This window comes from Rhodococcus sp. 008, from assembly GCF_001682295.1.
In the GTDB taxonomy this organism is placed as follows: Bacteria; Actinomycetota; Actinomycetes; order Mycobacteriales; family Mycobacteriaceae; genus Rhodococcus_F; species Rhodococcus_F qingshengii.
On the sequence record NZ_CP012749.1, the window covers coordinates 5,283,728 to 5,295,540 of the forward strand.

Consider the following 11,813-nt stretch of genomic DNA (forward strand, 5'->3'; position numbering starts at 1 on the left):
TTCGGTCGTGGTGGACGAGCGCCCGAGTCAGGCTGGGCACACGCTTCCGTTACTGGGCAGGGAGGCGTCGCTGAGGTAGAGGCGCATCGCCTGTTGAGCGCAGGTGGATTGTGCCGCGGGGTGACCCGCACCTTGCCAGTCCAGAGTTGCGAAGCGCGATCCTGCATTGGTCACGACGCCGGTGACGGTCGAGAGTCCGGAGTTCCCGACGGCCGGGTCACCCTGACCGCTCAGCACGAGGACTGGGGGCTTCAACTGATTCGGCAGGGGGGAGTTGGCGGTCGACGGCCAGCTGGCGCACGCCAGCAACCCGAGCGCGGCTTCTCGCCCGAACACCGGATAGTTGGTGCCCCAGGTGTCCGCAAGCTCGCGCGCACGCCCGATGCCCGGCCATTGCATGCCGTCGGTGCACCGTCCGATGAACTGGCCGTCGCCGTCCACCTCGTTCTCCGCCCGGGCGGCGCGCTCTCGAATCGGCGAAGCGTTGCCGGTACCGAGCGCGGACAGAGCGTCGGACAGTGAGCGGGTCTCCTGCTCACGGTTGGTTCCGGCAGTCCACAGTCTGGCCGAAATCGCGTTCGACACCGCAGCGGCGGACAGCGGCTGGAATTCATCGGCTCGAGCGCGCTCCATCAAGTCCGTGACCGATTTCTTCGGATCAGGTCCGAGCGAGCACCCCAGCGCCACACATCGCTGAGCGAACGCGGTCAACGCGGCTTCCTCGCCCTGCACGCGACTCTCTGCCTCGGTGGCAGCGTCGGTGGCCACCGGAGCGGGAGAATCGAGGATCAACCTCGCGAGGTTGTTCGGGTGGGCCGCCGCATAGCTCAGCGCGATGTCCGAGCCGGACCCTGCAGACCACAGAGCGATGGTCTCGACGCCCCACCGTGTACGTAGAGCGTCGATGTCCTCGGCTGCGGAGTCGGCGCCGAACTTCAGTTCTTGAGGGTCGAGGTAGTCCGTGCAGGCAATGGTGGCGTCGTGACCGAGGGCCGCGACCGCATCGGCGGCGTCACCGGTGGTGTCCGAGTCGAATTGGCCCAGATCGTGAAGTCCGCGCCGAATCTCCGGCGTCATGCAGTCGATTGCGGTGGACCTGTCGATTCCGCGGCGATCGAGGGCAACCACCGGATGTTCGGCGAGAACCGTGTTCAAGCCGGAAGCGGCGAGCATGGCCAGAGAGTTTCCCGACGAACGATCGGTGCCCGATGTGAACACGATCGGATACGCGTCGGCAGGCGTCGACGAGGTCCGAGCGCGGGTCAAGCCGGCAGTGAAGTTGCCGTCGATGGCGCCGGTCACGTCGATGGGGGCATTGAATTCCGCGCATTCGAGAATGACGCCGGCGCTCGACGCCGCGAGAGCCTGGTCGGCGAGTGACGTGCCGGTGCAGTCTCGCCACGGTATGTCATCGGTCGGGACGCCAGGGTCAACCGGCGGCGCATCGGGCGACGGTCCCTCGCTCTGGGCAGGGCTGCCGTCGGTGCGGCCTTCGACCGCGACGGCGGGCCGAAGCGACGGACCGGCGCCGCACGCACAACACGTCGCGAGGACGACGGCCATCAAAGCAACTCTGCGCATGCCGACCAGAGTGCCAGGTTCACCGACGTGGCTGCTGACGAACCCATCGAGTGAGGATCGTGCCGTCCGTATCGCCGAGAATGTGCGCGGGACGCATGGCTGTGGGCATTGCGTTGGGGGAGAGGGAGATTCGGCCGACTTTGCTCCCCACCAGTTGAGGTGACGTGGTGATGCAGAGTTCGTCGACGGCATTGTCCTCGATCAACTGCCCGAAAAGTGATGGTCCGCCCTCGCACAGCACGCGACGGAGCTTGCGAGCCGACAAGGCCCTGTCGATGTCGCCGCTGGTGACGTTCGGTGAGTCCGTCACCTCCACCTGCGCTCCGGCAGATCTCAGCGCCGAAATTGCCGCGGAGTCCGCGTCGCGACCGACAACAAGGATCGGTGGAACTTCGGTATCGCGAAGGAGTCGGCTTTCGGGGTCGATCGACGCGTGCGCCGAGACGACGAGGATCGGTGGGACCGGAGCGAGGCCGCTCGCCTTTCGTCGCGCCCGAGCTGCGTCCGAGACCTGCACACCCCCGTAGTTCTCGGCTCGCGCTGTGCCTGCGCCGACCACGACGACGTCACAAAGTTCGCGCAAGATCCCGAATACCGACTTGTCTGCCGGTGTGCCCAGTCCACCGCTCACTCCGTCAACGGAGACGCACCCGTCGATGCTGGAAACGAAGTTCACGCGCATCCAGGGTTGCGAGAGGTTCTCCGGATAGGCGTACAAGCCGCGGAGCTCGTCTTCGTGGCCTGGTGTGAAGTAGGTCGCAATATCCATACGGTGCACATGAGAGATCACATCACGTAGATACCCTTGACGGATGCATGAACGTCTTGTCGATCGCAGCCCGGTGGTACCCGCCGATCAACTGGTAGCTCAAATGGTGCCTCCCGCAATGTTCGACGAGGTGAGTTTTGCGTCCTACATTCCTGATCCGAAGGAACCGAGCCAGGCAGCTGCTGTCGCCAAGGCCGAGGAATTCTCCAAGCGCGTCACCAAGATCCGTAGTGGTGGACGCCGCGGACTGTTCGGCAAGAAGACCCAGGCGACCGGCGCCGGCCTGTACCTCGACGGCGGGTTCGGTGTCGGTAAGACTCACTTGCTGGCGTCGATCTTCCACAGCGTTCCGTCGCCGAAGGCGTTCGGAACCTTTGTCGAGCTGACACACGTCGTCGGCGCTCTCGGCTTCAACAAGGCGGTCGAAGCGCTCGCCGACCACAGCGTTCTCTGCATCGACGAGTTCGAGCTCGACGATCCGGGCGACACCATGCTCGTATCCCGCCTCCTCTCGGAGCTTTCCGCGCGCGGCGTGTCCATCGTCGCGACGTCGAACACGCTTCCCGGCCAGCTCGGGGAGGGTCGCTTCGCCGCCCAGGACTTCCTGCGCGAGATCAAGAAGCTCGGCTCGATCTTCGAGACGATTCGCGTCGACGGCCCCGACTACCGTCACCGCGATCTCCCGCCCGCACCCGAGCCCATCTCCTCGGAGGAGTTGGTTTCTCGGGCCGACGCCATCGACGGCGCCACGCTCGACAACTTCGACGAGCTGTGCAAGCACCTCAGCACCCTGCACCCGTCGCGGTACAACAAGCTGGTCGAGGGTGTGAAGGCCGTGTTCATCGACGGTGTCCACCCGGCAACGGATCAGTCCGTTGCACTGCGCATCGTGGTTCTCGCCGACCGCCTGTACGACGCGAGCATCCCGGTCACTGTTTCCGGCGCACGCCTCGACGAGATCTTCACTCCCGAGATGCTCGCCGGTGGGTACAAGAAGAAGTACCTGCGCGCGACCTCGCGTCTGCTCGCACTTTCTCGGTTCGAGGTCGCGGCCGGCTAGTCTGCACGCCTGTCAGCTGACCGGGCGCTCCATCACGAAATCGTGGTGGAGTTGTGCGCCCACGAGGAAAGTCTTCGTGCCGACCTGTGTGAAACCGTGCTTTGCGTAGAACTTCTGGGCGCGCAGGTTCTCCTGATTGACGCCCAGCCAGATCCCGGCACTTCCGCTGCGTCGTGCGTGGTCGACAACCGCGTCCATCAAGGATGCCGCCGCGCCGGTCCCGTGGTTACCCGGAAGCACGTACAACTTGCTCAGTTCCGTTGTCGGGCGAAGTGTCACAGCAGCTTTGACGTCCGGGTCGGCGGGCTCGTCGTCGACAAGCATCGCGTAGCCGACGATCGAACCGTCGCGAATGACCTTGAGAACGGTTCGCGTCGGATCGGTCAGGTACTCGGAGAACTTGTCGACGGAGAGAACGTTGTCGATGAAGGCACTGATGTCGTCGTCGGATGCGTCCGGCGGACACGCCAGTGGAAATGTCACCGCTGCCACGTCGGCGATTGCTTCGGAATCCCAGATCCCGGCCCGGTCAACGGTGATCGTCACGTCAGTTTCTGCCTCTCGCGCACACAATTCGGTCGATCAAGTACACCACTTTCCTCGGGCGCAATGCTCAAGCGGCGTTCTCGGCGACCGGAGTTGTGGCTCGTTTCGGTGCGAACGCGGGAGCAAGAACTATCAAGATCGTGCAGAACGCCAGCGGAATCAGGAACCCGATTCGAAGGTCACTGAAGGCAGCGACCGCGCCGACGATGCCGCCGCCGACGACTGTGCCGACGTAGTTGAAGAGGTTGATGCGTGCGATCACCGCATCGACCTGATCCGGGGGAGCCATCCTGCCGGCAGCGCTGAAGCAGATCGGAGCGATCACCGGTACCCCGAGCCCGACGATGAGGAACCCGGCGATGGCAACGGCGGGAGATTGCGCGAGGACGACAACTGTCATGCCGACTACGCCGATGAGAGAGCCGATCCGCACGACGGTGGTCTCACCGAATTTCCCGACCCAGTAGTCCCCGGTCAGTCGTGCGACAAGTGCCGCGATCTGATACGCCGCCACGGAAAGGGCAGCGGTCCCGGCGTCGGCGAGCAGTTCGTCCTTGACGTACAGAGTCGACCAGTTTCCGACGCTGAAGTCGACCGCGTAGAACAATGCCATCGCGACGCCGAGGAGGACGAAGGCGCGGGTGGGTACCGCGAATTTCGCGGTGCTCGTGATGTTTGCCTCGGCAACCGGAGACTCGGACCGATCGAGCAGTTGCGGGCCGAAGGCCAGAAGCATCAGTCCGACAACAACTCCCGCGATCACCTGCGTGACGCGGATCGAAATGTCGAGGCCTGCGGTAGCAGAGATGAACAGGGCACCGACAATCGCTCCGACGCTCCAGGAAGCATGGAACGAGGAGAGGATGAAGCGGCCCTTGGCGTGTTGGATCGAGACTGCCTGCATGTTGGCGGCCGCGTCGACCATGCCGAGTCCGATGCCGTAGATCGCCAGGAAGACGAAGAACATCGCTGCGTTGGGCGCAATTCCGGTTGCCCCGCCGAAGACTGCGATGACGGCGAGCCCAGTTCGCAGGGTCATCTTGCTCGACGTTCTCACGGCCAGCATCTCGGCGAGCACGCTGCCGAGCCCGGCGATGACGGACACAGTGACAACCGCAACCACAACCAGTGTCTCGCTCAGCTCGAACAAGTCCTTGTACTGCGGCAGCTGCGTCAGAATGGCGGCGAGCAGAAATCCTTGAAGTCCGAAGGCCACCGAAGTGGCGATCCGAGCCCTCGTCAGGGTGCGGGTGTTATCCGTCATCAAGCAGGGCCTTTGTCTCGTTCGTTCGGTTAGGCCGAACGGTACTGGATCTTGATACTGGTCGAGTGTCCAACAAAGCTGCGTGTTTTGCACGGTTCTTTGATTAACTGACCGACATGACTCGGCAGCCGACACCAGAATTTCCGACTTCCTTCGTCTGGGGGACCGCCACTGCGGCCTATCAAATCGAAGGAGCTGTGGCCGAAGACGGTCGCGGACCGTCGATCTGGGACGAGTTCTGTGACCGTCCCGGTGTTGTCGTCGGGGGCGACACCGGGACGGTCGCTGCCGATCATTATCACCGCTGGGAGTCGGACATCGAGCTGATGAATCAGCTCGGGCTCGACGCTTATCGGCTGTCTCTGTCGTGGTCGCGCATTCTGCCCACCGGAACGGGGGCAGTGAATGCGAAGGGGCTCGACTTCTACGACCGCCTGATCGACCGACTGTGTTCGGCGGGAATTACTGCCGCTGTCACGCTCTTTCACTGGGATCTGCCCCTTGCCTTGCAGGAGCAGGGCGGCTGGATGAACCGCGACACCTCGTATCGGCTGGGGGAGTATGCGCAGGTCGTCGGCGAGCGGCTGTCGGATCGGGTCGGAATGTGGATGCCGCTCAACGAACCAGTTGTGCACACGCTTTACGGGCATGCCCTCGGAGTTCACGCCCCCGGACTGGCCTTGGGGTTCGAGGCTTTCCAAGCCGCACATCACCAGCTGCTCGGGCATGGCCTCGCTGTCGAAGCGCTTCGGGCAACCGGATGCACGAACATCGGAATCGCCTCGAACCATGCTCCGGTGCGTGCCGCTTCGGATTCGCCGGAAGACGTGATGGCTGCCGACATCTACGACCACGTCGTCAATTGGATGTTCGCCGACCCGGTTCTGGTCGGGAAGTACCCGGCCGACGAATTCGCTCAGCTGCTCAGCGGTCCTGTCGACGAGGACTTGAAAATCATCGGGGCGCCGCTCGACTGGTACGGGATCAACTACTACGAGCCGACGATGATTGCTGCTCCGGTGGAAGGCCAGGGGACCGAAGGTGTGCTCGAAGTCGACCTGCCCCCGGGCCTGCCCTTTGCCCCTGTCGCGATTACCGGTTATCCCACAACCGATTTCGGTTGGCCGATCGTTCCCGAGGGGCTGGGCGAGATCTTGCGGACGTTCCACGCCCGCTTCGGTGACGCACTGCCGCCGATCTACATCACCGAAAGCGGATGTTCATTCCACGACGCCCCGGATGCCGCAGGCGTCGTCGACGACGAAGCACGAATCGACTACCACGATGCGCACCTTCGCGCCCTCCGATCGGCAATGGACGACGGTGTCGACGTCCGCGGTTATTTTGTGTGGTCACTTCTCGACAACTTCGAATGGGCTGCGGGATACAAAGAGCGATTCGGCCTGGTGCACGTCGATTTCGACACCCAGAAGCGCACTCCGAAGACCTCGTTCGAGTGGTATCGCGCCCTCATCGCCGAGCACAAAGCGGCTCAGGTCTGACCTGTGCGGAGGCGGTCTGGGTTGCATTCTCGAACCGGGCCGCCTAGCCTCGTCTCTCATGAAGCGAATTCTCGTAGTAAGCCGCCGTAGCGGGGTCTGAATCGGACCGACCCCTCGCTGCGGGTCGTCTTGCTACCAGTTGGTCCTCCACTTCATTCCAGGAAGACCACGATCATGACTTACAACTTCGCTTTCGCTTCTGATTCTTCTGCTGCTGATCCCTTCGCGGCGCGTCACGGCAAATCTCTGCCCGCCGGCTTGCGTGCCGAATGCTCAGCGATGTCGTGGACCGAGTTCGAGTCCACGTATGCGGCCATGAGCGGCCCGATCCGTCTGGGTGCGTGGTCCTCCGAGAAGATTGCGCCGGGTCGTTGGACCTTCGAAGCGACTCTCGGTCTGGGGGAGCGTATCCAGAAAGCGTCCGCCACCTCGACCGGCGCGATCTCGGCCATGACGTCGATGCTGCACGACGCGGGAATCTCGCTCGAGATCCTGTCTTTCCATCAGCACCAGATCGGCCACCGCACTGCGACGTTCATCTTCACCGAGTGCGACGGCCGTCGGAGCTGGGCGATGGGTATTGCGGAGTCGTCGACGGAGTCCTCGCTGCGCGCGATGACTTCGGCAGCGAACCGCTTCTCTCACTGAGCAGTTACAACAATCTGATCAGCTACATCAACCGCAGTACTGACGTGGATTCCCGAGGGGCTTGCGTCAGTACTGCGGCCCGTGTGTTCGGCGCTCGAACGCAAAAAGCCGGAACCCTGAGGTTCCGGCTTCTTGCATTCTCAAATGGTGCGCGATACTGGGATTGAACCAGTGACCTCTTCCGTGTCAGGGAAGCGCTCTCCCGCTGAGCTAATCGCGCGGGTTCTGGAGAAAAATGGAGCGGACGACGGGATTCGAACCCGCGACCCCAACCTTGGCAAGGTTGTGCGCTACCAGCTGCGCCACGTCCGCATGAGCAATGAACTCCGTTACCGGAACTCAGTACTTTTCTAACTTATCAGACCTGCAAGCAGGTCTTGACCATCAGGCCCTAGGGCCTGACGTGGTGCGCGATACTGGGATTGAACCAGTGACCTCTTCCGTGTCAGGGAAGCGCTCTCCCGCTGAGCTAATCGCGCGAGGTGGAGACGGGAATCGAACCCGTGTGCACGGCTTTGCAGGCCGTTGCCTCACCACTCGGCCACTCCACCGTAAAAGGTTGAGTCACACCTCTCGAGCGGACGACGGGATTCGAACCCGCGACCCCAACCTTGGCAAGGTTGTGCGCTACCAGCTGCGCCACGTCCGCATCGCACCGTGTTGCTTGGGGAGCTGCTCGCTCTCCTCGGTGCGTTGGAAACATTAGCCGACCGTGTCGGATACACACAAATCACCAGCTCAGTGGCGTGTTCGGAGTCGAATCGGCCCGTCGCGCGCGTTGCAACTGTCCGTCTTGGCGATGAATACGGTCTGAAATCAGTTCGAATTCGTAGATTTCGGGGCGGCCTGGAGCAAAACGAATGCCAACCTGGTGATTCGTATTCATCGCGCAGCCGTGTTAATGTTCCAACTCGTTCGAGCGCATGCGTTCGGATGACTTACGGTCCCGTGGCTCAGTGGGAGAGCGTCCGCTTCACACGCGGAAGGTCGCTGGTTCGATCCCAGCCGGGACCACAGAAAAACACTGAAGGCGTTCCCGATCATCGGGGACGCCTTCAGTCGTTTGAGAGCACAGCCGTTTGAGAGCACAGCTGTTCGAGGGCACGGTCGTTTCGGCATGCAGACCGTCGTCGCAGGTCGCCGGGCGACGATTTCGGTAGCCTGGTCGAAGAGACATTTCGCGACCGAAAAGGTGACTGCTTTGAGTACCGAAAAGGTCGATTCTTCCGTCGACGATTCAGACCTGTCCGTCTTCCAGGACGCAGAGTCCCGCTGGGAGCGGTGGCGCGCGGGAATCGCCGCGCGGCCCACCCTCAATCTTGCGTACCGCATCGGCGTCGGAGTCGTGGGCACGATCGTGTTCGCCGCCGGCATCGTGGCTATTCCGTACCCCGGGCCCGGTTGGCTCATCGTTTTCGCCGGCCTCGGCATCCTGGCGTCGGAGTTCGCGTGGGCACATCGACTCCTTCATTTCGCGAAGGCTCGATACGACCGGTTCATGGAATGGTTCGGCAAGCAGTCGCTGTTCGTCAAAGGGTTGGGCGTTCTGTTCACCACAGTGATCGTCTTGGCGACTTTGTGGGTGCTCGGCACTTTCGGCCTGATCGGGACATGGGTGGGCCTGGACTACTCGTGGCTCGAGTCGCCGCTGTGAGTTGAACGCGGCCCGGTTTCCTTCACTCGGTTGTCTCACCATGTCGGTAGGGCCGATAACATGATCGTGCGCGTGCTCGCAGTGGGTACGACGCCTGTCTAACTTGTCGCAATACCTTTAGGAGCACATCGCCGTGACCAGTCCCGCGCCAGAGCACTCAGCCGCCCCACTTCGGGTGCCCGCGGGGACGACCGCCGGGACTGCAGTGCGCGAAGCCGGATACCCCACGAAGGGGCCCGACGTGATCGTCGTTGTCCGCGATGGCGAGGGAACGCTCAAGGATCTGTCGTGGACACCTGAGGTCGATGTCGACGTCGAGCCGGTGGCAGCATCCACCGAGGACGGCCGCAGCGTCATCCGGCACTCCGCGGCCCACGTCCTCGCGCAGGCGGTTCAGAAAGAATTCCCCGACGCGAAGCTCGGCATCGGTCCGCCGATCAAGGACGGCTTCTACTACGACTTCGCGGTGGACCGCCCGTTCACTCCGGAGGATCTGGCCAAGCTCGAAAAGCGTATGAAGCAGATCATCAAGGGATCACAGCGCTTTTCGCGTCGAGTCGTCGATTCGATCGAGGACGCTCGGGTCGAGTTGGCCGACGAGCCCTTCAAGCTCGAATTGATCGACGACAAGTCCGGTATCGACGATCCCGAGATCATGGAGGTGGGCGGCAACGAGCTGACCATCTACGACAATCTCGATCCTCGTACCGGCGACAAGATCTGGTCCGATCTGTGCCGCGGCCCGCACATTCCGACCACCAAGCACATCCCGGCCTTCAAGTTGACCCGAAGCTCCGCCGCCTACTGGCGTGGCAACCAGGACAACGCCGATCTTCAGCGTGTCTACGGCACCGCGTGGGAGTCCACCGAGGCTCAGGACGAATACCTCGAACTGCTCGCCGAGGCCGAGCGTCGTGATCACCGCAAGCTCGGTACCGAACTGGACCTCTTCAGCTTCCCCGACGAGCTCGGTTCGGGTCTGCCGGTGTTCCATCCCAAGGGCGGCATCATCCGCACCGAGATGGAGAACTACTCGCGCAGCCGCCACATCGAGGCGGGCTACGAGTTCGTCAACACTCCGCACATCACCAAGGGGCATCTGTACGAGGTTTCCGGTCACCTCGACTGGTACCGCGACGGCATGTTCCCGGCGATGCACGTCGACGAGGAACTGAACGAGGACGGCACCGTGCGCAAGCCGGGCCAGGACTACTACCTCAAGCCGATGAACTGCCCGATGCACAACCTGATCTTCCGTGCTCGCGGACGCTCGTACCGTGAATTGCCGTTGCGGCTCTTCGAATTCGGCTCGGTCTACCGCTACGAGAAGTCCGGCGTCATCCACGGCCTGACCCGCGTGCGCGGCATGACCCAGGACGACGCTCACATCTACTGCACCCGTGAGCAGATGCGCGACGAGCTGACCACCACGCTGCAGTTCGTGCTGAACCTGCTCAAGGATTACGGCCTCGACGACTTCTACCTCGAGCTGTCCACCAAGAACCCGGACAAATTCGTCGGTAGCGACGACGTCTGGGAAGAGGCAACTGCAACGCTCGCCGAGGTCGGCGAAGCTTCCGGCCTGACTCTGGTGCCGGATCCGGGCGGAGCCGCGTTCTACGGTCCCAAGATCTCCGTTCAGGTCAAGGACGCACTCGGCCGCACCTGGCAGATGTCGACCATCCAGCTCGACTTCAACCTGCCCGAGCGGTTCGAGCTCGAATACACCGGAAACGACGGCGTCAAGACTCGTCCGGTCATGATCCACCGCGCGCTGTTCGGCTCGATCGAGCGGTTCTTCGGTGTCCTGACCGAGCACTACGCGGGCGCGTTCCCGGCGTGGCTGGCGCCGGTGCAGGTCGTCGGAATCCCGGTGGCCGAGGCGTTCGCCGATCACCTGTTCGACGTCACGAAGAAGCTCAAGGCAGCCGGTGTTCGCGCCGAGGTCGACTTCAGTGACGACCGTATGCAGAAGAAGATCCGTAACCACACCACGCAAAAGGTCCCGTTCATGCTCCTCGCGGGCGAGCGTGACGTGGAGGCCGGCGCGGTCAGCTTCCGTTTCCGTGACGGCACGCAGATCAACGGCATTCCCGTCGACGACGCCGTCCGGATCATCACCGAGTGGATCGGCCGCCGCGAGAACGCCTCGCCGACAGCCGAACTGGTGCAGCCAAGCGTGGCGCAGTGAGCGCCCCCGGTGACGACGGTCCGGGTTCGCTGATCGACCACGGCGTCGGTGACCCTGACCATTTGCAGCGCATTTGGTCGCCGCATCGGATGTCGTACATCACCGAGGCGCCCAACACCCCGGGCACGACAGGTGAACCGTTCATCGACATTCCGAAGATGTCGGACGAAGAAGGACTGATCGTTGCCCGCGGTGAGCATGTCTATGCGGTTCTGAACCTGTATCCGTACAACCCGGGGCACCTGATGGTGGTTCCGTACCGCAAGGTCGCGGCACTCGAAGACCTGACGCCGGAGGAGAGCGCCGAGTTGATGGCGTTCACCCAGCAGGCGTTGCGGGTGATCAAGAGCGTGTCGAATCCTCACGGATTCAACGTCGGCCTGAATCTCGGTGCCGCTGCGGGCGGTTCGCTGTCCGAGCACCTTCACCAACACGTAGTGCCACGTTGGGGCGGCGACGCCAACTTCATCACCGTGCTCGGTGGGGTCAAGGTGATGCCGCAATTGCTGCGGGAGACCAGGGGACTACTCGCCGGTGCCTGGCAACAATAGGTTGACGCATCCGGCTTCATGGCAGGATGCATTGCTGCAACGAGTTC

The 11,813-nt window shown here is 62.8% G+C and carries 10 protein-coding genes and 6 tRNA genes; 7 read left to right on the forward strand and 9 right to left on the reverse strand.

What is annotated here, in order from left to right; all coding sequences use genetic code 11:
• Nucleotides 1–27: 27 nt before the first annotated feature.
• Complete coding sequence (locus tag AOT96_RS24590) at nucleotides 28–1,581, reverse strand: alpha/beta fold hydrolase (RefSeq protein ID WP_065352428.1); 1,554 nt, start codon at nucleotides 1,579–1,581, stop codon at nucleotides 28–30.
• Nucleotides 1,582–1,600: 19 nt separating this feature from the next.
• The gene (locus tag AOT96_RS24595; RefSeq protein ID WP_064688822.1) at nucleotides 1,601–2,350 is read right to left on the reverse strand and encodes a pyrimidine reductase family protein; all 750 of its coding nucleotides are present in this window, start codon (nucleotides 2,348–2,350) and stop codon (nucleotides 1,601–1,603) included.
• Nucleotides 2,351–2,393: 43 nt separating this feature from the next.
• Between AOT96_RS24595 and zapE the strand changes: the two genes are divergently transcribed.
• Nucleotides 2,394–3,410: a cell division protein ZapE gene (gene zapE / locus AOT96_RS24600; protein ID WP_003942629.1), complete on the forward strand. Its 1,017-nt coding sequence runs from the start codon at nucleotides 2,394–2,396 to the stop codon at nucleotides 3,408–3,410.
• A 12-nt stretch (nucleotides 3,411–3,422) separates the two neighbouring features.
• Here zapE and AOT96_RS24605 read toward each other — a convergent pair whose 3' ends face one another.
• A complete protein-coding gene (locus tag AOT96_RS24605; RefSeq protein ID WP_003942603.1) occupies nucleotides 3,423–3,956 on the reverse strand; it encodes a GNAT family N-acetyltransferase in 534 nt (177 codons plus the stop codon).
• Nucleotides 3,957–4,023: 67 nt separating this feature from the next.
• On the reverse strand, nucleotides 4,024–5,220 hold the full coding sequence (locus tag AOT96_RS24610; RefSeq protein ID WP_065352429.1) for an MFS transporter: 1,197 nt from the start codon (nucleotides 5,218–5,220) through the stop codon (nucleotides 4,024–4,026).
• Between the two features lie 116 nt (nucleotides 5,221–5,336).
• On the opposite strand from AOT96_RS24610, the gene AOT96_RS24615 reads away from it, so the two are divergent.
• Both AOT96_RS24615 and AOT96_RS24620 read left to right on the forward strand, forming a co-directional pair.
• The gene (locus AOT96_RS24615; protein ID WP_065352430.1) at nucleotides 5,337–6,722 is read left to right on the forward strand and encodes a GH1 family beta-glucosidase; all 1,386 of its coding nucleotides are present in this window, start codon (nucleotides 5,337–5,339) and stop codon (nucleotides 6,720–6,722) included.
• Nucleotides 6,723–6,896: 174 nt separating this feature from the next.
• Nucleotides 6,897–7,370: an alpha-isopropylmalate synthase regulatory domain-containing protein gene (locus AOT96_RS24620; RefSeq protein ID WP_065352431.1), complete on the forward strand. Its 474-nt coding sequence runs from the start codon at nucleotides 6,897–6,899 to the stop codon at nucleotides 7,368–7,370.
• A gap of 145 nt (nucleotides 7,371–7,515) precedes the next feature.
• On the opposite strand, the gene AOT96_RS24625 is transcribed toward AOT96_RS24620, so the two are convergent.
• The 5 genes from AOT96_RS24625 to AOT96_RS24645 form a co-directional block, all read right to left on the reverse strand.
• Nucleotides 7,516–7,590 (reverse strand) — tRNA-Val (locus AOT96_RS24625).
• A 16-nt stretch (nucleotides 7,591–7,606) separates the two neighbouring features.
• Nucleotides 7,607–7,682, reverse strand: a tRNA-Gly gene (locus AOT96_RS24630).
• A 92-nt stretch (nucleotides 7,683–7,774) separates the two neighbouring features.
• Nucleotides 7,775–7,849 (reverse strand) — tRNA-Val (locus AOT96_RS24635).
• Nucleotide 7,850: 1 nt separating this feature from the next.
• Nucleotides 7,851–7,921, reverse strand: a tRNA-Cys gene (locus AOT96_RS24640).
• A 25-nt stretch (nucleotides 7,922–7,946) separates the two neighbouring features.
• A tRNA-Gly gene (locus tag AOT96_RS24645) sits at nucleotides 7,947–8,019 on the reverse strand.
• A 293-nt stretch (nucleotides 8,020–8,312) separates the two neighbouring features.
• Between AOT96_RS24645 and AOT96_RS24650 the strand changes: the two genes are divergently transcribed.
• The 4 genes from AOT96_RS24650 (at nucleotide 8,313) to AOT96_RS24665 (ending at nucleotide 11,766) form a co-directional block, all read left to right on the forward strand.
• Nucleotides 8,313–8,384 (forward strand) — tRNA-Val (locus tag AOT96_RS24650).
• Nucleotides 8,385–8,571: 187 nt separating this feature from the next.
• Nucleotides 8,572–9,024 (forward strand): TIGR02611 family protein, encoded by a 453-nt coding sequence (locus AOT96_RS24655; protein ID WP_030536868.1) that lies wholly within the window; start codon nucleotides 8,572–8,574, stop codon nucleotides 9,022–9,024.
• A 133-nt stretch (nucleotides 9,025–9,157) separates the two neighbouring features.
• On the forward strand, nucleotides 9,158–11,215 hold the full coding sequence (gene thrS, locus AOT96_RS24660; protein WP_007732914.1) for a threonine--tRNA ligase: 2,058 nt from the start codon (nucleotides 9,158–9,160) through the stop codon (nucleotides 11,213–11,215).
• Nucleotides 11,212–11,766, forward strand: coding sequence for an HIT family protein (locus AOT96_RS24665; protein ID WP_003943307.1), 555 nt, complete (start codon nucleotides 11,212–11,214; stop codon nucleotides 11,764–11,766). Before thrS ends, AOT96_RS24665 begins: the two co-directional genes overlap by 4 nt.
• The last annotated feature ends 47 nt before the right edge of the window (nucleotides 11,767–11,813 follow it).